Source organism: Meiothermus taiwanensis WR-220 (assembly GCF_003568585.1).
GTDB classification, from domain to species: domain Bacteria; phylum Deinococcota; class Deinococci; order Deinococcales; family Thermaceae; genus Meiothermus; species Meiothermus taiwanensis.
The window spans coordinates 17,317-37,618 of sequence record NZ_CP021131.1 but is presented as its reverse complement, the minus strand read 5'-3'; the positions used below and the strand labels follow the sequence as shown (position 1 = coordinate 37,618).

Genomic DNA, 20,302 nt, shown 5'->3' with positions numbered 1-20,302 from the left:
TGGGGAGCCTCCTTGAGGTAGGGCAAGCCTAGCGGAGTGGGCGCCGCGGCAGAAAAAGGGCGCGCAGCTGGAAACGCCGGCTGGGAACGGGGGGTCGGGGGGCTCCAGCTGCCCTTTCAAAGGGCGCGCGGGCCCGGGCTGGCTCTATCGCCTCGGGTTGTGGGGTAGGTGCGGGCGGGGTCTCTTTGAGGAAAGCGTAACGCTGCTCCACCTCCTTGCGCTCGTAGAAGCCTTTGAGCTCAAGGTGGTAAAGGAGCCGGGCAAGCAAGGTGGGGCCTTCCTTCAAAATCCAGTCGGGCACCTCCTTCCGGTCGTGAATAACCTGGTTACGAACCTCGTTGAGCCGGAAGAGCCCTTCCTTCACCCTGGGGTCGCCCAGGCCTCTGAGGAAATCCTGCACAGGCTCGGCGTTAAGCTTCTGCCCCAAGGTTCCCTCTACTGGGGCCCCGGCTCGCTCGAGGGCCTCTTCCAAGAGCTGGATCAGGCGAACAAAGTCGCCCAAAGGATCACCGGTACGCCGCCAGATCATAAAAAGGGACAGGTGCGGGGGCTCACCCCATAGCCCACCAGCTTGCCTCCAGAGGCTGTTATAAGCTCTTCCCAAAAAAGCCGCATGCTTCCCGTGAGCCGGGAGTTGGCGTTGCGGTCATCCCCCGCCGTGAGGCCTGCAAAGCAAACCTCCTGGTCTTTTAGCTTTGGTAAGCCCAGCCTGTTCCTAACTCTTTCTATAAGGTTGGCTCTCACCTCGGGCCGTTCGAGCTTGAGGTTGTAATCGTAAAGGTTCATAAGCTCCGATTGCTCAAAACCATGGGCTAGAACCAGAATCCGCCCTGGCCCTCGGGCCCGTTCCCCAGCGGCCTTGAGGGCTCCAATGATCTCTGTGCCTTTTCGACACTCCGCCGAGGTTCGAGAGCGGAGCTGATCGAAAACGACCAGGGTTTCTTTCTTAAGCTCCTGCACGCGCTTTTCGATGGTAAATCGGTTGGACTGCATGGGGTCTGGGGTCTCCAGAACGCGCACAGGGGCGGTGTAGGATCGGCCGGTAATGGCTGCAAGTATGAGCTGAACCCGGACACCCAGGGGCTTCTCCCCAAGCAGGTTGGGGAGAACCTCGTAGGCCAGCATCTCGCGATAGGAGTTCTGGACGCTGCGAGGAGCGCTGCACCCCAGGGCAATTAGAATCTGGTAACTTTCCGTCTTGTTACCAAAAAAGGGCAGGTTAAGAAGCAGCCCGAACAGCAGCAGGCCCTTCACGGTTCACCTCGTCTTCCAGCAGGTTAAGAGGTCTTAGCGGAGGGGTCTCCAGGGGAGGCACATACCCTGCGAACTCGGGCGCCGGATCCCACTGGGGCCAGGCCCGGGCGAAGCCCCGCCAGTAGGCCGCCACCTCCTCCCGGTAGTGGGCATGGAGGAAGCCAAGCCGACGTTCGGTGCGGAACTGAAAGGCCTGCAACCGGCGTTTGAGCAGTCGTTCCCGACGCAGGAGATCTAGATACCGCTTCAGAAGGGTCTCGTGCTCCGTGGGGCTCTTGTAGCCTAGGAAAAAGGTAAAAGCCACCAGGGCAGTGCCCAGGATGACCAGCGAAGGCAGGGCGTACTGGGTGGGGAGGGTAAGCTGCAAGATCTGCACCTGCTGGGTGGTGAAGGCGGCCCGCAGGAAGGCGAAGGCCCACGCCAGGAGGAGGGACAGAGCCAAAGGTGCCACCGCTGTCAGCACCCATTTATTCTTTCGGTACTGGTTGCCCGCCTCATGCCCCATCCAGAACATGGCCAGCGTAGCCACCAGGGCTACCACCCAGGCCTCGAGTTGGGTCAGGCCCAGGGCGTCCATAGCCAGCTTGTTGTAAAAGATCTCTGCTAAGAAGACTATCAACACAAGGATCCAATGCCCAAACAAGGCCCTGATGTGGGCGAAGGCTTCCGGGGTGGGTTCCATAGCCCCCACCACCCGCTCCAGGGCCTGGCGCTCGTGGCGGATCCCCTCTAGCTTGACCTCGAGGCGCTCCCTCTTCTGTTCGTAGCGATACTTGTTGGCCTCCATGGAGCGGGCAAAGCGCTCCTTTAGCTCGTTGGGGAAGGGGTTGGGGGTGAGGTAGGCCAGGGAAGCGTGCTTGCGGGAAAGTTTTTTGCCCTCCCGCTTGCCAATCCAGTAGGCGCGAATGTTTCTAAGAGTGAGCCACAGGTTCATCCTTCACCTCAAGGCACCAGAGTTCGTTAAGCCGGCTTTCCTTCGCACCCAGCCTGGCCCCTTTACGCCGGGCCTCGCTGTAGAGCCGGGCGCGCCGGGCGGCAAAGCGCTCGGTCAGGGCCTTGAGCTCGGCCTCTAGCTGAGCGATCCGGAGCCGTTCTCGTTCAATGGCCGGGGTGAGCACCCCCTGGGGATAGCGTTCTTCCTGGTGCAAAACCTCCAGGTGTGCCAGGTTTTTCCGAAACTCCCCCAGGGCCTGCTCCAGGGCCTGGCGCCGAGAAAGCAGTCTGGCCTCAAGGCGGTGCAGCCTGGCCTCTACCTGGGTTTTGAGGAGGATCAGCCTTCTCTCTACCTCGGCTTCCTCGAGGGGTTTGCGTGCCGCAAAAAACCACATATGGTTTTAGATTCTAAGCCGGCCATTAGAACCAGCCGTGATTTTTGACCGGAACGCCAGCCGGCTGCAGCATCCTTTTATTTAGCGGACGCTCTACTCTCAGCCAGCCGAGGTAATTTCTACCTCGGCGCCCCGCCAGAGCCGCAGCTTGGGGTCGTCCCGATAAAGCTCCAGCAGGAGGGGTACCAGAGTGAAGCTATCCCAGAACCTCAACGCCCAACCTCCCGCTCGGAGAGTAAGGCTTCCAGGGCACTGGAACGGATCCGCGGCCAGGGCAGCCCCTGCAAAGCCGCTTTTCCGTCACCCCAAGGCCAGGGTCACCTCGGCAGCAGGGGGATGGGCTCAAGCGGGCTACCGGAGCCTCCTGATCCAGGAAATCTGCAAGGGGCGCTGGGAGCTTTTGGTTCATTGATGCGCCAGACGGGCAGGCCGCTGCCTGTCACAAGGCCGTGTCCAAACCAATGGCTGAGCAGTTCCTCATTTGGGCGGCCGGGCCGCCAGGATGGGAGACCGTCCAGAGGATCTGCGCTACTGAGGTATGTAACGCCCCGCCATGGCCGCGATCAACCGGCCCCGCGTCACCACGCCGAGCAGCCGGCCCTGCCCATCCAGCACAGGGAGAGGCACAGCGGTTTCGCTAAACAGCGGCAGGGCCTCTTCCAGGGTCTGTCCAGGGGAAAGCCCCGGGAGAGGCTCCAAAAAGCCCTCCAGCCCGCTTTTTTCCCCTTCCGTTTTGAGAGCCTCTGCCAGTTTTTCTGCTCGCACCATTCCCTGAAAAAATCCACTGCGATTCACCACGTAGGCATTCACAGCACCGGCCTGGCCCATCTTGCGCAACGCTGCCCGCAGGCCTTCCCGCTCCAGCACCACGGTTACAGGCTCCTGCACCAGCTCCTCCACCTTGTAGATCTTGGCGGGATTAACGCCGGACAAAAAAGCAGCCACATAGTCGTCTGCGGGGCGGGCCAGAATCTCCTCCGAGGTTCCCACCTGCACCACCTCCCCATCCCGCATGATGGCGATACGGTCTCCCAGCCGCATAGCCTCGTCGAGGTCGTGGGTTACAAAGACGATGGTCTTCTTAAGTTCGTGCTGCAGTCGCAAAAGCTCATCCTGCATCTCCTTGCGGATCAGGGGGTCAAGCGCGCTGAAGGCCTCGTCCATGAGCAGGACGGGAGGGTTGGCGCAAAGGGCCCGCGCCAGGCCAACCCGCTGCTTCTGTCCCCCCGACAACTGCGCCGGGTAGTGCTTCTCGTAGCCTGAAAGCCCCACCCGTTCCAGCCAGATCATGCCCTTCTCCTCCCGTTCCTTACGAGAAACCCCTTTGAGCTCCAGTGGGAAGGTCACGTTTCGCAGGATGCTGTAGTGCGGAAGTAGAGCGAAATGCTGGAAAACCATACCGAAGGTATCCTGGCGGAACCTTAGAAGCTCCTTGCGTGGGAGGTTGGTTACCTCAGTATCGGCTACCAACACCCGGCCGGCTGTTGGCTCGACCAGGCGGTTGAGCACCCGTAGCAAAGTGGACTTGCCCGACCCTGAAAGGCCCATAATCACAAAAAATTCACCCTGCCTGACCTCCAGGTTGATCTTATTCAGGCCCAGCACGTGGCGGGTCTTTTGAAAAAGGGTGTCTTTATCAATGCCCCCCCGCACCTCTTCCAGGGCCTGGGTGGCCTTTGGGCCAAAGATCTTGTACAGGTTTTCTACACGTATAAAGCTCATCGCTCCTCCCGGTAACGTCTAACTGCCCGTTGCCCGGCCGCCTGGATAAGCCGATCCAACACGATGGCCAGAGCCACAATAGCTATCCCCGCCACCGCGCCCCGGCCCACGTCCAGGCGCTGAATTCCCAGAAGAACCTCTTCCCCGAGCCCGCGAGCCCCGATCATCGAGGCGATAACCACCATCGCCAAAGCCATCATGGTGGTCTGGTTCAGCCCCGCTAGAAGGTTGGGCAAGGCCAAAGGAAGCTCTACCTTAAGCAGCCGCTGCCATGAAGTAGCCCCGAAGGCATCGGCTGCCTCCAAAACTTCCCGCTGCACCATGCGCAGCCCCAGATCGGTAAGCCGGATCATCGGAGGAACCGCATAGATGACCGTGGCGATCAGGGCTGGAACCTTCCCCAAGCCGAAAAGAAGCAGGGCGGGAATCAGGTAGACGAAGCTGGGCATGGTCTGCATCGCATCCAGGATCGGCAGCATAAACCCACGAAAACGGTCGCTCCGACCCATCAGGATGCCCAGCGGAAGGCCAATAATTACCGAAACCACCACTGCGGCCAGCACCAGGGCCAGGGTCTGCATCCCCTTGTCCCAGAGGCCCAGTGCCTCGATCAGCCACACCCCCAGCCCCATACCCAGGGCAAAGACCAGGCGGCGGCTCAACCACCAGCCTGCCAGCAACACCAGCCCAGCCAGCCAAAACCAGGAAAGACCCCGTAATAATCCCTCGAAGAACAGCAGGAAGCTCAAGAGGCCCTGAGAAATCGCCTCAAAGGTCTCCCCGTAGTTTTGAACCAACCAGCGAACAAAGGCGTTGATGGCCTCTGCGAGATCCATGATTTACACCTCCAAAGAAAGGGAGGGGGAACCTCGGTTCCCCACCCCCATTGATAAGGCTAGAGAGCCCGTTTTACCCGTTCGGCCACTTCGGCAGGCACCCAGGCCGTCCAGATCTCTGGATGGGTTTTCAGGAAGTGGCGGGCCACCTCCTCCTCCCTGGCCCGGTTTTCCTCCATGTAGGCCAGCAGCTCGCTGGTTAGAGCGTTGGAAGTGCGGTACTTCTTAAGGAATTCCGCCACAGAAGGGGCCTCACGGGCTAGGCGCGTATTGACCGCGTTGTAAACCGTTTCCATAGGGAAGGCGGTGGCCTTGGTGGGGCTGTCCTGCTCTATAAGAGCATTCCACACCTCGGCATTGTAGGGGGGCTCTTCCAGCATGGTCAGGTTGTATTTACCCAGAACCCAGGTAGGCCCCCAGTAATAAAAGACAATGGGACGCCCCCGTTCGTAGGCTGAAGCGATGGCCGCCACCAGGGCATCGGAGGTACCAGGACGGAAGTTGGTGAAGTGGGCCTCGAGGCCGTAAGCTTTGAGTTTTTTAGTGTTGACCCTTTCCGCAAACCAGCCCAGCACCCCGTTGTAGAAACGCCCTTTGCTGGGCTCCTCGGGGTCACGGAAAAGCGCCTTGTACTTGGGAAGGTCGAGAACGGACTTCAAGTCGGGCGCCATGGGCCTTATGCCCCTTTGAGCATCACCTTTTATCACATAAGTGGGCACGAACCAGCCCTGCACCGCATCGGGGAAGGTTACCCCAAGGCGCTGTATCTTGCCTTCCTTTTCTAGCTGGTCAATCGCGTCGCGGGTCAGGTTGTACCAGATCTCCATGGACACATCGATATCCCCCCGGCCCAGTCCAGTGAGCAGCGGGATAGAAGTGCCGGGCAGGGCATCTGTCTTACACCCATAACCTTTCTCCAGGATGAACTGTGCAATTCGGTTATGCACGCGAGCGCTTTCCCAATCATAGTCAGCAAAGACGATGGGCCGGTTTACCTCGCATCGCTGGCCGAAAGCAGTGCCAACGGCTATGAAGATGCTGAGTAGGACAAGTTTTCCTCGCATTGCCACCTCCGCAAGCAACCCTATTGCGCTTGCTTGACGACCTTGTGAGGGGCAAAACTGCAGTGGCTCATCTTTACTCATGAGAGCTGTCTCGAGCCAGGAGAGGAAATTGGTTTTTTCTACAGGGCCGGCGGGAGCATGAAAGAAAACCTAAGTTCTTTAGGTGCAACTCACATATTTTGCACATATGGCGTATGTTCCTCGATTGGCCTCATCAATATAATGTAATTTATATCTCTAAATATACTTGGTATATGTAACAGCCTCTTGTCTGCAAAATTCTCAACATGAGAAAATTAAAGTGATATACTCCCGCCTAGCTATGTTAAATAGCAATCTCTGAGACAACACTATCAATTGTCTGGAGATTTTACGCTATTAGAAACATAGCAACTAAATTTGGTAGAGGTGAAAGCCAAATGAAGAGAATGGGAGGAGTTGTTGTTCTTATTTTTGCGCTTCTGCTTGCAGGATGCGCTCCTTCGGTTTCCACGTCCGTCGCTGGCAAGGAAATCAAAAAAGTCGACTACTCGAGCTATAAAGGACCAAGGGCCCGGGTCGTAGTAGCCAGCTTCGAATGCAACAGCCCTCAATGTGGTTCCGGCGCAACCATCTCTAGTGGAGCGGCCCAAGCCCTCAATTTTTTTGGGATTAACATCCCTGTTGCCACAACTGGCATAGGTGCCGACGTATCCACCTTGCTTAACACGGCGCTGGTAAGCAGCAACCACTTTGTGGTCTATGATCGAAGCCTCATTACGCAGCTGCGCAACGAGGCTGCCTTATCAAACCAGCAAAACTCATTCACTGGAGCTGATCTGATTATCACTGGCGTTATCACAGGTTTTGAGCCCAATGCATCCGGAAGCAGCGGATTGGGAGCTATCCCATTCATTGGCGGGCTCGTTCAGCAAAAGAAATCGTACATTCGCGTGGATATGCGCATTGTTGATACCCGTACCGGTGCGATTATTGCTGCCTTCCCTGTAGAGGCGGAAGCCACCGACACTAATTTCGCAGGGGTAGGTGCTGGACTTTTGCCTGGCGGCCTTAGCACGCTCGTAGGTGGTTTGCGCACATACAACAACACACCTATGGCAAAAGCACTTGCTATTATGATTGAAGCGGCAACACAGGCAATCATAGAGCGCATACCCGAGAGCTATATGAAATACGATGCCACTGGTAAACCAATCCAATAGTACAGGCCCAGCCTAGCTGGGGTAAAACAGTTGCAGATTTGCCGGTTTTCCTCGCAAGAGAAATGTAAAACCGGCAGTCCTATTTTCTAGCTCCTCAAATAAATGGCTCCAAGCAACTGTCGGTAGTTAGGTGAGATTATCTCTGACAGGCCTGGGGAAAACCTGATGAAGAAGGATTTCTCGGATCGTCCAAATGCGTTCCGTGAGACCTGCTGCCATAGCCGGAGAACAAGGCTGGTAGCGCCGCCTGCCGATGGGCTCTGGTAGGGGAAGTCGGAGGGAGCGGTGGGGGCGGGCAAAGTTGTAGACCGTCATCCGCCAGTCACCGCGGTGCTCCCGGGACTCAGGCCTGCGGGCAAAGGCCAGGGTCTTGCGCACGGAGAAGGCGTCCATACGCCGGGCCGTGGCGTTGAGCCGCTCAATGGCAGAGGTGTTAGGGGTGGTGTAGCCCAGACGCTCTAACTCCAGGTCAATGCGCTTGCGACTGCCATGGGCCATGCGCAGTCTGACCTCCACCACCCGCCGGCCCTCACGCCGTTTGAGCACCTGGACATGGGCCTGTCGGCGGGTCAGGCGATAGCGCTCTCGCGGCCTCCTGCCGCGAGCCCCTCGCCGCTTGGGCTGGTAGGGGGTTCCGAAGACTTGCGGGAACAGGGTGGCGTAGCATTCCCAGCCATCGCTGAAGAAGGCCAGATCCTGGAAGTCTCTCAGCCGGGCCTTCCCCCCGCGCAGAAGGCGGCGGGCCAGATCCTCGTTGCGCTCGCCCTGCACCCGCTCCACGATCAGGCGGCTTTTGGGTTCGAGCAGCTCCGCCTCCCAGCAGGGCCGATCCTTGCTCCCGGCGTACCCGTGCCGCTCGTCGGCCTGCAGGCTGCTGCACACCAGGCTCTGCACCTGCTGGTCATGAAACAACCGCCCATGCGAACCCAGGCAGCGTTCCAGTCTACGCACGCTCTCCCGGCTCACCTTGAGCAGGCGAGCGGTGGCGGCCTGACTGCTGCCCTCGCTCAGTTGCTCTGCGACCGCTACGGCCTTGGATTCGGGCAGTTTACAGTTCCAGAGGGCCGTTCCCTTCCTTTCGCTGAACTCCTGCCCGCAGCTCTTGCAACGCAGGTATCGTATCTTTTCTGCGCTGTACACTTTGCGTACCTTGAGATTGCCTTGTCCGGTTTTCCCGTACAGCTTGCATCCTTCTATCGGGCATGCCAGACTTGAGAGGGGAGGTTTGTTTGTTTTCACACAACGCAATCTGCGTTGAAAACGGCCTCCCCTTCAACCCCTGTCTGGGATAATCTCACTCTACTACCCAACTGTCATACCGGATTCAAAAAGATGATCTTCAAACAAAAAACATTCAGAGGCTATCTTTTTGAATCCTAGAGCACTCCCGTCGGTCAGGTTAGTTCGCCCTCCGGCACCGAACTAACCGAATCTGGTATCAAAATCTATGAAACTGGGGGTTTTTATGGCCATCGGTCAAGCGCTGATCAGAAATGCGATCGGGCTGCTCCTTCTCTTTGTCTTTGTAGGATGCGGTGAGGCTCTTCCTAAGCCTGCAAAAGTTTCATTCAATGGTTACACGGTTGATGCTCAAGAGGGTTCTGCTTCCTTTAGATTCAGCGCCTTAAGCGCGGAAGGCAATGTTATATCAAGCGGGAGCGTGAGCAACCCCTCGGTCAGCAACCTGACGCTTGTTCAAGGTTCTGGCAACTTGCAAGGCTCCGCTACTATATGTGGACAGTTCACTACCACGCCGGGGCCCATTAGCTGTGTCATCACACTTGATTCCACAGGCTCTATGAGCGGAAATGACCCCAACAGGCAAAGGGCCCAAGCCGCCAAAGCCTTTGTTAACCGGCTTCGTTCCGGCGACGTAGCTGCTGTGGCTTCCTTCGACACCAGCACTTCGCCCACACCAGGCTTCTCTGCCCTGAGAATCAGGCAGGATTTTACCAGCGATAAGACCGCGCTCCTGAGCGCTGTCGACCAAGCCACTTTCGAGGGTGGTGGCACCAACCTCTGGGATGCTACCTACGACAGTGCGCGCCACGTATCCTCCCAACAGGGTAATCGGATTGTGCTTGTGCTGACAGACGGCGAAGATAATTCAAGTTCCAAAACTCCAGCTGCTGTAATACAGCAAGCGACGCAAAGCCAGACAAGGGTTTACATGGTGGGGCTGAGCAGTGACCCCAACAGCTTGTCTTTCCGGGACATGCAGCGAATCGCCGCAAATACGGGCGGTCTATTCGCTTTCGCCGGGAATGCAAACCAACTCGAAACCATGTTCAACTCCATTTTTAACGATATTCAGGGCAGCTTCTGCATAAAGGTTGTTTTCCAGGTTAACGGAAGCCCACCTCCAGCGGGGACAGCAATCAGTGGAACCCTCCGGTTTGCGGTCAACGGGGCTTCATTCCAACAAGATTTTACCGTTTATTTCTAACCAAGGATCAGCCGATCGGCCGGGCCGGGAGGAAATCCTCCCGGCTAAAGCCTTGTTAGAGCCAGCGAAAATCCCCAAGGCCCTTGGATAGAAGCTCCCACGGGCAAGCGGCGAAAAGCAGCAGCTCGCCGCAGTGCGCCTTGGTCAGCCGTCCATCCAGTGGCCCAGTCGATCCCGCTTGGCCGCCAGGTACCCCCTGTTGTGTGGATTATCCCCAGTTCGTAGGGGGATCCGCTCGAGGATCTCGAGGCCGTATCCGGAGAGGGCCCGCACCTTGCGGGGGTTGTTGGTCAGCAGGCGTATACGGCGAAGGCCCAGGTTGTAGAGGATTTGCGCACCCACCCCGTAATCGCGCAGATCCGGGGGGAAGCCCAGGGCCAGGTTGGCCTCCACGGTGTCCAGGCCCTTATCCTGCAGGGCGTAGGCTCGAATTTTGTTGACCAGGCCGATGCCCCGCCCCTCCTGGCGCAGGTAGACCAGCACCCCCTGCCCCTCCTGGGCGATCATCTTCAAAGCTAGATCGCGCTGGAAGCCACAGTCGCAGCGCAGGCTGTGTAGCACATCCCCGGTCAGGCACTCCGAATGCATGCGCACCAGCACCGGCCTCTCCCCTGCGACCTCCCCCATGATCAAAGCAGCGTGCTCCTCACCGGTGAGGGTGTCGCGATAGGCGATGATCCTGAACTCCCCATACTGGGTGGGCAGGGCGGCCTCGGCCTCCCGCACCACATAGCCCTCGCCAAGGCTCAGACGATAACGGATCAGCTCAGCGATGGTGCCCACCCGCAGGCCGTGTTGGGCAGCAAACTCCAGGATGGCGGGCAGGCGCATCATGCTGCCGTCGTCGTGCATGAGTTCGCTGATGGCCGCCACCGGCTTGAGCCCGGCCAGGCGGCACAGATCCACGCTGGCCTCGGTGTGGCCGGCACGGCGCAGCACCCCACCCTCCCGGGCCCGCAGCGGGAAGATGTGCCCCGGGCGCACGAAATCCGCTGCCGTCACCCCGTCCTTGGCGGCCAGGCGCACCGTGGTGGCCCGGTCGGCGGCGCTGATGCCGGTGCTCACCCCCTCGCGGGCCTCGATGGAGACCGTGAAGGCCGTACCCCGGGGGGCGGTGTTGTCCCGCACCATGGGGGGCAGCTCGAGGTGGTCGGCCCAGGCCTCGGTCATCGCCAGGCAGACCACCCCCCCGGTGTAGCGGATCATGAAGGCCATCCACTCGGTGGTCATATGTTCGGCGGGCATGACCAGGTCGCCCTCGTTCTCCCGATCCTCGTCGTCCACCAGGATGACCGGGCGACCGGCCCGGATTTCCTCCAGCAGTTCAGGAATTGAGCTGAGCATCGCGTCCTCCCCTTGTGCTCACCAGGCGCTCCAGGTAGCGTGCCAGCAGGTCGGCCTCGAGGTTCACCTCGTCCCCCTCCACCAGCTCCTTCAGGGTGGTGACCTCCAGGGTGTGGGGGATCAGCGTCACCCAGAAGCGGTGGCCCTCGACACCGGCCACCGTGAGCGAGACCCCATCCAGGGCCACCGAGCCCTTGGGGGCGATGTAGCGTGCGAGTTCCTGCGGTGCCTCGAGCCAGACATCCCAGGCCCCCATCTCGCGGCGGAGCTTTACCACCCGGGCCCGCCCGTCCACGTGGCCCGTGACCAGGTGCCCGCCCAGCCGGTCGCCCAGCGCCAGGGCGCGCTCGAGGTTGACCCGCTGCCCCACCGCCCAGCGCCGGGCGGTTCGCCGGAGGGTTTCCTGGGCCAGTTCCACGGCGAAGCCCCGGGAATCCAGCTCCACCACGGTCAAGCAAACACCCGAAACCGCCAGCGAATCCCCGATCTTGGTGCCCTCCAGCACCCGCCGGGCCTCAATGAATAGCCGCCGCAGCCCGCCCATCTCGCGGGCCTCGCGGATGACCCCCGTTTCCTCGACAATTCCGCTAAACATCCTCACCTCACCAGACTGCTCACCAAAAGATGCCCCGGTTCGTTCAGCGCCAGACCGGGTAAGCTTCCAGCCAGATATCCCCCTCCAGAAGCTCCAGCCGCCGGGTCTGTAGGCCCAGCGCCTCCTCCATGCGTCCGGCGGCGAAGCCCAGAAGGGCCCCCCGCCCCTCCCCTACCAGCTTGGGGGCCAGGAACAAGGCCACCTTGTCCACCCAGCCCCGGCGCAAGAGGGCACCGGCCAGGGTGGGGCCCCCTTCCAGCAGCACCCCGTCCACGCCCTGTTCCCAGAGCCAGACCAGCGCAGCCTCCAGGCTCACCCGGCCCCCCTCCCTGGGCAGCTCAGCCACGGTGGCCCCGCGCCGCTCGAGGGCCCGGATGCGGGCGGCGGGGGCGCCCACACCCACCAGCACCGCCACCCGGGCGGGCTCACCCCGCGGCCCCGGGGCAAACAGCCGGGCCTCCGGCGGGGTGCGGGCCTCGGTATCCAGCACCACCTTGAGAGGGTCGCGCAGGGGAGGCGGCTCGAGCAGGTGGGGAAAGGCCCGGAAATCGGGCTCGCGCACGGTGAGCTGTGGGTCGTCCGCCAGCACGGTGCCCACGCCCACCAGCACCGCCGGCAGCCACTGGCGGTAGCCCTGGGCCACCCGGCGGGAGAGGGCATTGGAGACCCAGGCGGCGTGGCCGCCCCGGGTGGCCACCTGCCCATCCAGGCTGAGGGCGGCCTTCCAGAGCACGAAGGGCCGCCGCTGCCGCAGGGCGTGGAAAAACACCTCGTTCTGGGCCCGGGCCTCGGCCTCCAGCAGCCCCGCCTCCACCTCCACCCCGGCCGCGCGCAGCCGCTCCAGCCCCCCCTGGGCCTTGGGGTTGGGATCACGGGCCGCCACCACCACCCGGCCGACGCCGGCCTCGAGAAGGGCCAGGGAGCACGGGGGCGTGCGGCCGTGGTGGTCGCAGGGCTCCAGGCTCACATAGAGGGTGGCCCCCCGGGCCTCCTCTCCGGCCTGGCGCAGGGCGAAGACCTCGGCATGGGGTTCCCCGGCCCGGGGGTGGTATCCCTCTCCCACAATGCGGCCGTTCTTGACCAGCACCGCGCCCACCAGGGGGTTGGGGTGGGTGTGGCCCCGGCCTCTTTCCGCTAACTGCAGGGTTCTTCGTAGATAACGCTCATCCAGCGCCTGTTGCAAAGAATACGCAGACACATCCTCGCCGGGTTGCCCCGGCGCTCACCTCCTTCTCCCATCCGGACTTTTACCGTCGGCCTCAGGATTTCACTGAGTCGGGCCCCTAGGGGGCTTCGCGGGCTTTCACCGCCGGTCGGGAATTGCACCCTGCCCTGAAGGAGGGCATGGCTTAAGCTTATTGCATAACCCCAGCCGTTCTGTAAGGCACGCCCCTTTGTCGTTTCGGGCTGGCTGGTCTAGTATGGCCTCCATGAAGCGTGTGCAAACCCTGCTCTCGGCCCGCGATGTCCGCCTGGCTTTCGCCGTGAGTCGTTTCAACGAGCGCGTTACCCGGGCCCTGCTGGAGGGGGCGCTCGAGGCCTACGCCCGCCTGGGGGGCAACCTCGAGGAGGCATGGACGGTTTGGGTGCCGGGCTCCTTCGAGCTGCCCCTGGCCGCCAAAAAGCTGGCCCAGCGCCCCGAGGTAGACGGGGTCGTGGCACTGGGAGCGATCATCCGTGGAGAAACCCCACACTTCGAGTACGTCAGCGCCCAGGCGGCCGGCGGTTTGATGCAGGCCATGCTCGCCAGCGAAAAGCCCATCGCCTTCGGCGTGCTCACCACCGACACCCCTGAGCAGGCCGAGGCCCGGGCTGGGGGCAAGGCTGGCAACAAGGGCGCGGAGGCGCTGTACAGCGCTGTGGAGATGGTGCAGCTCTTGCGGGCTTTGCAAGCCCTCGACTGAGATGCGCTTATCGCTATGGCAGGGGCTTACCGCCTTGAGGTGCTTGCTTGCCTCTGGGCAGTAGCAGGAAGGGTATCAGGGTAGAGAAACTACCCCCGCGTGGCTCGTCCTCGCGTTGCACGGTGTGTGGAGGAAAGGTTGAGCGCCAGAAGAGAAACAAGGCCGCCTGCAAAACGTGCAACCGCACCTGGCACGCGGACGCCAACGCCGCGCTCAATCTCTATCTCTTGGGCCCCTCGAAGGGGCACGGGGTGGAGGCTACACCCCAGCGGCCGCTCGCTCTGCGGTGGAACCGCCACCGCTGGGTAGGCCGCCGCGAATCGGCTGCTAAAAGCAGTCGCCTGAAGGAATCCCCGGCTTTCAGGCCGGGGAGGAAGTCAATCTGGCCGGGTACCAGGCCTGGGCCAGGGAAGAGGGCCTCTGGGAAAGGGCTAAGTACCTGGGCGCCCTGGCTCGAAGCCGGAGGCCTTCACCACCGGCTTCAAGCATAAAAATGGGCAGGATGCCAGCAGCCCCAGCCGGATGGCCGGCTTATCGCGGATGCTCGAGCTCTTCTTCACGGGCGAGGAGGGGCAGGAACCCAAAACCCGCAAGACCGCCGGCCACTCCAAGCCCAAGGACGGCTTCCCGCTGGGCTGGGCCCTCGCCAGGCTCGAGCCATACTGAAATCCGGCCTTTTTCAAGCTAGACTGAACCCATGGCCCTGACCGTCAAAAACCCCGAAGTCGAGCGCCTGGCCGAAGAAGTGGCCCGTCTGACCGGCGAGACCAAGACGGAGGCCATTCGCAAGGCCCTTCTGGAACGCAAGGCCCGGCTTTTGTACCCGCAGCGCCCCAGCAAACAGAGCGTGCTGGAGTTTTTAGAGCGCGAGATCTGGCCCAAACTACCGCCCGAAAGCCTGGGTAAAGCGCCCACCAGGGCCGAACAAGAGGAAATCCTGGGCTTTGGCCCGGAGGGCTACTGATGGTGCTGGATAGCTCGGTCTTGATACAGCTTATTTTTGCCGAGCCGGGGTATCGGGAGACGCTCGAGCGCATTCTCGAGGCCGAGGTGCGCCCGCGCTGGTCAAGGTGGGTATGGTGCTGACCAGTCGGTTAGGGCCGGACAGCCTGTACCTGCTCGACGAACTTCTGATGCGCCTCGAGGCCCTCAACTTTGGCGATTGCCTGAGCTACGCGGTGGCCAAGGTAGCGGGCCTGCCCCTAGCCTACGTTGGCGACGACTTTGCCCAGACCGACCTCGCATGATGCTCGCTGCCTTAGTCCTCCCCCTGGAAGGCCCCGGCCGCCCCGACCCCGACGGCTGGCGCGGTCTGGTGTATGGCCTGCTCAGGCAGATCGACCCCGAACTGCACGAGGCCCAGTACAACCCTTTTAGCCTGGGCCTGGGCGGAGCCGAGGGGCAGTGGTGGGTGCGGATTGCCTTTTTAGACGAGGGCCTGTACGCCCGGCTCTCTCCCCACCTGTTTGGCCTGGTCGGCCAGACCGTGCGCCTCAAGGAGCCCTTCCGGGTGCGCGCGGTGCTGCAAGAAGAGCACCCCTGGGCCGGCCTGAGCACCTACCCCCGGCTCTTCCAGGGCCAGGCCCCAGCCAGCCTGGGCCTGCACTTCGCCAGCCCCACCTTCTTCCGCCGCAAGGGGCATAGCTACCCCCTGCCCGAGCCCAGGCTGGTCTTCGACTCCCTCACCCAGCGCTGGAACGCCTTCGCCCCGGTCAAGGTGCCCCTCGAGGTGCAGGAGGCCTGGGAGCGCCTTATGGTGGGATCGTTCCAGGGCCGCACCCACCGCATCGCCCCCAACGAGGACGAGCGGGGGATGGGCTTTGTGGGCCGGGTGGTTTACTTCCTGCCCAAGGCCAGCCCCACTGAGGCCCAGTGGCTGCAGGCCCTGGGGCGCTTTGCCTTTTACGCCGGGGTAGGGGCCAAGACGTCTTTGGGGTTTGGGCGGGTGCGGATGTTTGACCCGTTGCAACAAGAAAGGAGGCCTGATGAACCAGAACAAGGAGCGCTTGCGGGAACTGTGGGCGGAGTATAAAACCCTCATAAGGCAAGAAAGTGCAGATCGAGCGGGGCCTGCCCCTCAGGGCCAGAGGGCCAAGGAGCTGTACGATACGCAGATCTGGCCCCTCACAAAAGAGGGCTTTACCGATCGAGGCCAGCAGCGGTATCTCGCTTCCTTTCACACGGTTGGCACCACGGCGGAACCGGTCATCCTTTCGGTTCGGGCGCTGGATGCGGACAAAGTGTATTTGCTGCATACCAAAGACACCGAAAAGGTCTGTGGGCGCATTGAAAGGGAATTGGGGTGGGGGGTGGAGCGCATCAAGACCCTCCTGGTTGGCCGCAGCGACCCAGAGGACATCTACAGGCAGGTGCGGCAAAAGGTGGACGAAATTCCCCCGGATGCAGCCATCGCCTTCGACCCAACCGGGGGCACCAAGGCGATGGTGGCGGGGTTGGCGATGTTTGCCTTCTCGCTGGCCGAGGAGGGGCGCACGGCGCATGTTTACTACGTAGACAACGAAGAGTACGACGATGAGTTGCGCCGCCCTGTGGCGGGAACGGAGTTTTTGAAGCGCCTCGAGAACCCCCGTGAGGTGATATCCGATTGGATATACCACCGCGCCAAAGATGCCTACAAACGGGGTGATTTCTCGCTGGCAAAACAGCTTTTTGATCAAGCGAAAGATCACGAAGGGCGGGCGCACAGCCTCGAGGCGGTCTTGGCGGAGGCTTACGAGTCCTTGGATGCTGCCCAGTTCAAGCAGGCCAAGGACAGGCTCAACGATCTGCTCGAGCTGCTACAAAAACCCGCACACAGACAAAGTTTCCTTACCAAACACACCGCTACCATCGAGCGGCAAAAAGAAGCCCTCGAGGCCGTTGTTCAGCTTACCGAGTCACTTTCTGTCAAAGGCGAGGGCATAGCGTCTTTGGCAGACCCTCAAAAAGTGGCCTGCGTGCTGGCAGCCCTCGGTTTTATGAGTGAGAGGCGGCTAAAGACGGGCCGCCTGGCCGAGGCCGTGCTCCTGTACTACCGCGCCCTCGAGCTGTTCTTGCAACACCGCCTTGCACTCAGAAATTTTGATACCGCCAAGCCAGATTTTGATAGATTGTGCGCCGAGGCCGGTATAACCATTCAGGAACTCAACGATAGGTATCAGGAAGAGTGCAGGGCGGCGAGGGCCAGGCTGGGTGGTGCATTGCAACAAAAAATCGCCGTAGACCTGATCACCGCCTTCTTCTTACTCAGGGCCCTGGGCGATGAGCCGGCTTTAGCGGTCAATGCAAACAAGGTGCTGGGGCTATCCAGTGCCCGTGACAACTCGATTTTTGCCCACGGTTTTTTGCTTCCCACTAAGGCCAACGCCGACAACCTGTCTGAAGTGTTGACAGACCTTGTTCGGAAAGGAGGTCTATCAGAGGTCAGGTTTGAGCCCATCCCCCTACCGTAACCCTCCACCTCACCGAACAGGGTGCCACCCTGCGTCTCTCCCAGGGCCGCCTGCGGGTGGAGCTCGACCGGCAAGCATTGGCTGAGCTACCAGCCCGTAATTTGTTGTCCCATGGCATCTTCCTCAAACCAGCCACACCACCCCATAGGGCGGCAGACTGCCGGCGAAGTATTTGCCGCTAATCAGGTCGCGCCCCACCCGCCGGATGGGCTGGGGCCGGTTGGTCACGTTGATGTAGCAGCCCACCTGCCGCTCGCGGTAGCCCCGGATGATGCGCAGCACCTCTTTGGACTCCATCACCACCTGGGGCGCGTTGGGGTGGAAGGCTGGGTGGGAAGCCCGCACCTTGAGCAGGTGGGTAAAGCGGGCCAGCACCTTGCGGGCGCGCGAGTGGGGGTTGGAGAGCAGCCCAGCCAGCTCCGGCCCGGTGAACTTGTGCCGGTTGAGGCGGCGGTTGATCCCGCTTTCTTGCAGGCCCGCGTGGTCGGAGGGGGAACCGAAGAGGCTGTGGATGTAGACCCCCGGCACCCCCTGCAGGCTCAGGAGAACGGCATGGGCTGCCAGGAAGCGGGCGATCTTGAGGTCTTCGTCCTCGTCGCCGTGGGGATGATTGAGGGCATCGAACAGGGTCAGGCATAGCTCGTAGGGCACCGGGCCCGCCGGGGTGTCCTTGTAGTTGACCCGGCCCCCATGATCCAGGGCCTGCTGGACGAGGGCCGCGATTTCTTCGGGCTCCAGAATGCCGTGGGCCGGCACCACCCCCAGCCCATCGTGCGAGGCCAGGAAGTTGAAGAAGGTGGTGCGCTCGGAGGGCGGCTTCAGGCTGGCGGCCCAGGCAGCCAGCCTGCTGGCGTCCCCGGTGCGGAAGGTGTGCAGCACCAAAGGGGGCAGGGGGAACTGGTAGACCATCTGGGCCTCGTCGTGGCCGTTGCCGAAATACGCGATGTTGCCCTGGTGCGGCACGTTGGTCTCGGTAACCAGCACCACCTGGGGCGCTTTTATATCCAGCACCAGCCGCATCAGCTTGACGATGCGATGGGCCCCTTCCAGGTGTATGCAGCTGGTTCCGATCACCTTCCAGATGAAGCCCACCGCATCGAGCCGGATGAACTGCGCCCCCTTGTGCACGTAGTGCAGCAGGGCATCTATGACCTCCAGGAGCACCTCGGGGTGGGCGAAATTGAGGTCGATCTGGTCGGTGGAGAAGGTCGTCCAGACCAGCTTCTCGCCGCTTGTGGTGGGGAAGGGGGTAAGCAGGGGCAAAGCGCGGGGCCGGAAGACCGCAGAGAGGTCGGTGCCGGGCTCCACGGTGATGAAGTAGTTTTGGTACTTTGGATCGCCCCGCAAGAAAGCCTGGAACCAGGGGCTCGAGGCCGAGACGTGGTTACATACCAGATCGGCCATCAGGCGAAAATCCGCCGCGATGGCCTGGACATCCTCCCAGGTACCCCACGCGGGCTTGACCTGCTTGAAGTCCACCACGCTGAAGCCATCGTCGGAGGTGTAGGGATAAAAGGGCAGGATGTGCACCCCGGAGAAAGCCCCCCGGAGGTGCTGGCGCAGAAAGCGGTGCAGGGTTTGCAGGGGGGGTTCGCCGGCCTGGGTGATCTGGTCGGGGTAGGTGATCAGGATGGCGTCCTGCTCGCTCCAGGGAGGGGTGGGGTGCGGTCGGGCCAGGTCTGGGTAGCCCTCGAGCAGGGCCATGAGCTGCCCCAGCACTTCCTGGCCCCGGCCAGGGTAGAGGAACTCAAGGTGGTCTTTCAGCTTCAGGTGTATATCGGCGTGTGCAGTCATGGTGGGATGTGATCGCTCCTCGGGGGTTGGCTCGATTATGGCAAAATGGGGACTCCCACTAAAGACTGCCGCCAGCGCCGGGCGTGTGCGGGCTCTGGCTCCAGGCCAGGTAGATGGCCGCCGTCCAGGAGAAGGAACCACCGCCCAGTCCCTGCCCGGTCAGGGGATGGAAATACTCGCTAAAGCCCGCTGTCTCGCACAGCTCGAGGGTATCCTGACGAATCCGGCCGGCCATCTCGCCGTAGCCGTACTCGCTGAAACCCAAAGCGATCAGGTAGTTGACCACCGCCCACACCGGCCCCCGCCAGTACCGCTGGGCTTCAAACCGAGGGCTGCTGGGGTCGGTGCTGGGAACCAGGTAGCGCACCCGGCCGGCCCAGGCCTCGAGGGTGCCCAGCAGGCGCCGGGCCCTTTCCGGGCTGGCGGTTCCGGCGAAGAGTGGCAAAAACGAGGCCGAGACCCCCACCCGGATGGGCTGGCCGGTCCTCAGGTCGCGGTTGAAATACAGCCCAGCCCCCTCGTCCCACAGGCTTTCGATGCCCTGCCGGCTGGCCTCGAGCCAGCCCGCTATTTCGGCCTCATCGCCAAAGCCAAACCGCTCGGAAAGCCACAGCAGATCGCGGTTGGCCCGGTGCAGCACACAATCGATCAACAGACTGGCCACCCGGAAGGGGCACTCCCGTACCAGGCGGAGCTGGTCGAAACCGGCCCGCTTGTAGACCTCGAGCAGGGTCAGGAAGCGATCGTACTCGCTCTGGTGGGGGCGCTGGCTGGGATCTACGTGCGAGGTATCGCGGCGGGTATAGGGCGGCAGGTCGGGGTCTACCGTCACCCGGCCCAGGGCCTCATCCCAGGCCGGACTGTTGTCGGCCCCGGTCTCCCAGGGGTGCAGCACGGTAACGAGGCCGGTGTTGTGGGGGTCGCGTTCACGCTTGAACCAGCGGTGATAGGCCAGAATTCTGGGGTAGAGGCTTCGGATTTTCTCCTCGGCCAGCACGGGGTTCCGGGCCCGCTCGAGCATCCAGCGAACAACGCTGGCTACCACCGGTGGCTGGGTGATGGCGGAAGTGGGCGGGGTGCGGGCCACCCCCCACCGCTCGGGGCCGGGGAAGTAGGTGGCCTCGGGTCTGTGGAAGACGATGTGGGGCAGCATGCCGTTTGACCACTGCCCCTGGAAGAGCAGATCGAGTTCCTGCCAGGCCCTGGCCTCGTCAAACTGCATCCAGCCCAGGGCGGTAAAGCCCGCATCCCATAGCCACTGGAACGGGTAAAGGCCCGCCGTGGGGACGGTGAAGCCCCCCCGGTCGTTGGCCTGGAGAATCTGCTGGGCTTCTGGTACGAGGGACTCCTGGATCTGCATG

Annotated in this window: 22 protein-coding genes, 1 pseudogene and 1 riboswitch; of the genes and pseudogenes, 10 read left to right on the top strand and 13 right to left on the bottom strand. The window is 61.7% G+C overall.

From position 1 onward, the window contains the following. Window positions 1–28 precede the first annotated feature (28 nt). The 7 genes from MTAI_RS15410 to MTAI_RS13985 form a co-directional block, all read right to left on the bottom strand. Window positions 29–529 carry a hypothetical protein gene (locus MTAI_RS15410; RefSeq protein WP_036197232.1) on the bottom strand — a complete coding sequence of 167 codons (501 nt, stop codon included), beginning with the start codon at window positions 527–529 and terminating at the stop codon, window positions 29–31. After that, window positions 526–1,254 carry a hypothetical protein gene (locus MTAI_RS14010; protein WP_027888399.1) on the bottom strand — a complete coding sequence of 243 codons (729 nt, stop codon included), beginning with the start codon at window positions 1,252–1,254 and terminating at the stop codon, window positions 526–528. The genes MTAI_RS15410 and MTAI_RS14010 overlap by 4 nt, the downstream gene beginning before the upstream one ends. Beyond that, window positions 1,220–2,188: a hypothetical protein gene (locus MTAI_RS14005; RefSeq protein ID WP_043982488.1), complete on the bottom strand. Its 969-nt coding sequence runs from the start codon at window positions 2,186–2,188 to the stop codon at window positions 1,220–1,222. The genes MTAI_RS14010 and MTAI_RS14005 overlap by 35 nt, the downstream gene beginning before the upstream one ends. Next, a complete protein-coding gene (locus MTAI_RS14000; RefSeq protein ID WP_036197228.1) occupies window positions 2,166–2,582 on the bottom strand; it encodes a hypothetical protein in 417 nt (138 codons plus the stop codon). The genes MTAI_RS14005 and MTAI_RS14000 overlap by 23 nt, the downstream gene beginning before the upstream one ends. A gap of 528 nt (window positions 2,583–3,110) precedes the next feature. Beyond that, the gene (locus MTAI_RS13995) at window positions 3,111–4,304 is read right to left on the bottom strand and encodes a quaternary amine ABC transporter ATP-binding protein (RefSeq protein ID WP_027888398.1); all 1,194 of its coding nucleotides are present in this window, start codon (window positions 4,302–4,304) and stop codon (window positions 3,111–3,113) included. Next, window positions 4,301–5,140 (bottom strand): ABC transporter permease, encoded by an 840-nt coding sequence (locus MTAI_RS13990; protein WP_027888397.1) that lies wholly within the window; start codon window positions 5,138–5,140, stop codon window positions 4,301–4,303. Before MTAI_RS13990 ends, MTAI_RS13995 begins: the two co-directional genes overlap by 4 nt. 59 nt (window positions 5,141–5,199) lie before the next feature. After that, the gene (locus MTAI_RS13985; protein ID WP_027888396.1) at window positions 5,200–6,204 is read right to left on the bottom strand and encodes an ABC transporter substrate-binding protein; all 1,005 of its coding nucleotides are present in this window, start codon (window positions 6,202–6,204) and stop codon (window positions 5,200–5,202) included. 419 nt (window positions 6,205–6,623) lie between these two features. Here MTAI_RS13985 and MTAI_RS13980 point away from each other — a divergent pair, with 419 nt between their 5' ends. Continuing rightward, the gene (locus MTAI_RS13980) at window positions 6,624–7,406 is read left to right on the top strand and encodes a CsgG/HfaB family protein (RefSeq protein WP_063843431.1); all 783 of its coding nucleotides are present in this window, start codon (window positions 6,624–6,626) and stop codon (window positions 7,404–7,406) included. 126 nt (window positions 7,407–7,532) lie between these two features. Here MTAI_RS13980 and MTAI_RS15405 read toward each other — a convergent pair whose 3' ends face one another. Further along, window positions 7,533–8,546 (bottom strand): hypothetical protein, encoded by a 1,014-nt coding sequence (locus tag MTAI_RS15405; RefSeq protein ID WP_210210036.1) that lies wholly within the window; start codon window positions 8,544–8,546, stop codon window positions 7,533–7,535. Between the two features lie 325 nt (window positions 8,547–8,871). Between MTAI_RS15405 and MTAI_RS13970 the strand changes: the two genes are divergently transcribed. After that, complete coding sequence (locus MTAI_RS13970) at window positions 8,872–9,852, top strand: vWA domain-containing protein (RefSeq protein ID WP_157840902.1); 981 nt, start codon at window positions 8,872–8,874, stop codon at window positions 9,850–9,852. Between the two features lie 144 nt (window positions 9,853–9,996). Here MTAI_RS13970 and MTAI_RS13965 read toward each other — a convergent pair whose 3' ends face one another. From MTAI_RS13965 to ribD, 3 genes are read right to left on the bottom strand one after another with little or no spacing between them, the layout of a single operon-like run. Then, a complete protein-coding gene (locus MTAI_RS13965; protein WP_027888394.1) occupies window positions 9,997–11,196 on the bottom strand; it encodes a bifunctional 3,4-dihydroxy-2-butanone-4-phosphate synthase/GTP cyclohydrolase II in 1,200 nt (399 codons plus the stop codon). Next, on the bottom strand, window positions 11,177–11,791 hold the full coding sequence (locus MTAI_RS13960) for a riboflavin synthase (protein WP_027888393.1): 615 nt from the start codon (window positions 11,789–11,791) through the stop codon (window positions 11,177–11,179). Before MTAI_RS13960 ends, MTAI_RS13965 begins: the two co-directional genes overlap by 20 nt. Window positions 11,792–11,834: 43 nt before the next feature. Beyond that, window positions 11,835–12,989 carry a bifunctional diaminohydroxyphosphoribosylaminopyrimidine deaminase/5-amino-6-(5-phosphoribosylamino)uracil reductase RibD gene (gene ribD, locus MTAI_RS13955; RefSeq protein ID WP_119361645.1) on the bottom strand — a complete coding sequence of 385 codons (1,155 nt, stop codon included), beginning with the start codon at window positions 12,987–12,989 and terminating at the stop codon, window positions 11,835–11,837. Between the two features lie 25 nt (window positions 12,990–13,014). Then, window positions 13,015–13,135, bottom strand: a riboswitch (FMN riboswitch). Between the two features lie 86 nt (window positions 13,136–13,221). Here ribD and ribH point away from each other — a divergent pair. The 8 genes and pseudogenes from ribH to MTAI_RS13920 all read left to right on the top strand — a co-directional run bounded on the left by ribH (window position 13,222) and on the right by MTAI_RS13920 (window position 17,147). Beyond that, window positions 13,222–13,695: a 6,7-dimethyl-8-ribityllumazine synthase gene (gene ribH / locus MTAI_RS13950; protein WP_027888391.1), complete on the top strand. Its 474-nt coding sequence runs from the start codon at window positions 13,222–13,224 to the stop codon at window positions 13,693–13,695. 122 nt (window positions 13,696–13,817) lie between these two features. After that, a complete protein-coding gene (locus MTAI_RS15400; protein ID WP_245453160.1) occupies window positions 13,818–14,186 on the top strand; it encodes a transposase in 369 nt (122 codons plus the stop codon). A gap of 58 nt (window positions 14,187–14,244) precedes the next feature. Further along, window positions 14,245–14,361, top strand: a pseudogene (locus tag MTAI_RS15395) (type III-A CRISPR-associated RAMP protein Csm5); the annotation flags it as partial. 31 nt (window positions 14,362–14,392) lie between these two features. Continuing rightward, complete coding sequence (locus tag MTAI_RS13935; RefSeq protein WP_027888390.1) at window positions 14,393–14,659, top strand: type II toxin-antitoxin system VapB family antitoxin; 267 nt, start codon at window positions 14,393–14,395, stop codon at window positions 14,657–14,659. Next, window positions 14,659–14,781 carry a PIN domain-containing protein gene (locus MTAI_RS15640; RefSeq protein WP_280938740.1) on the top strand — a complete coding sequence of 41 codons (123 nt, stop codon included), beginning with the start codon at window positions 14,659–14,661 and terminating at the stop codon, window positions 14,779–14,781. Before MTAI_RS13935 ends, MTAI_RS15640 begins: the two co-directional genes overlap by 1 nt. Beyond that, a complete protein-coding gene (locus MTAI_RS15390; protein WP_223299551.1) occupies window positions 14,772–14,942 on the top strand; it encodes a type II toxin-antitoxin system VapC family toxin in 171 nt (56 codons plus the stop codon). Before MTAI_RS15640 ends, MTAI_RS15390 begins: the two co-directional genes overlap by 10 nt. Next, complete coding sequence (gene cas6, locus MTAI_RS13925; RefSeq protein WP_027888389.1) at window positions 14,939–15,727, top strand: CRISPR-associated endoribonuclease Cas6; 789 nt, start codon at window positions 14,939–14,941, stop codon at window positions 15,725–15,727. The genes MTAI_RS15390 and cas6 overlap by 4 nt, the downstream gene beginning before the upstream one ends. Then, the gene (locus tag MTAI_RS13920) at window positions 15,681–17,147 is read left to right on the top strand and encodes a TIGR02710 family CRISPR-associated CARF protein (RefSeq protein WP_027888388.1); all 1,467 of its coding nucleotides are present in this window, start codon (window positions 15,681–15,683) and stop codon (window positions 17,145–17,147) included. The genes cas6 and MTAI_RS13920 overlap by 47 nt, the downstream gene beginning before the upstream one ends. A gap of 123 nt (window positions 17,148–17,270) precedes the next feature. Here MTAI_RS13920 and MTAI_RS13915 read toward each other — a convergent pair whose 3' ends face one another. Both MTAI_RS13915 and MTAI_RS13910 read right to left on the bottom strand, forming a co-directional pair. Next, a complete protein-coding gene (locus MTAI_RS13915) occupies window positions 17,271–18,941 on the bottom strand; it encodes a sugar phosphorylase (RefSeq protein ID WP_063843301.1) in 1,671 nt (556 codons plus the stop codon). Window positions 18,942–18,999: 58 nt separating this feature from the next. Next, window positions 19,000–20,301: an MGH1-like glycoside hydrolase domain-containing protein gene (locus tag MTAI_RS13910; protein WP_027888876.1), complete on the bottom strand. Its 1,302-nt coding sequence runs from the start codon at window positions 20,299–20,301 to the stop codon at window positions 19,000–19,002. Window position 20,302: the final 1 nt, after the last annotated feature.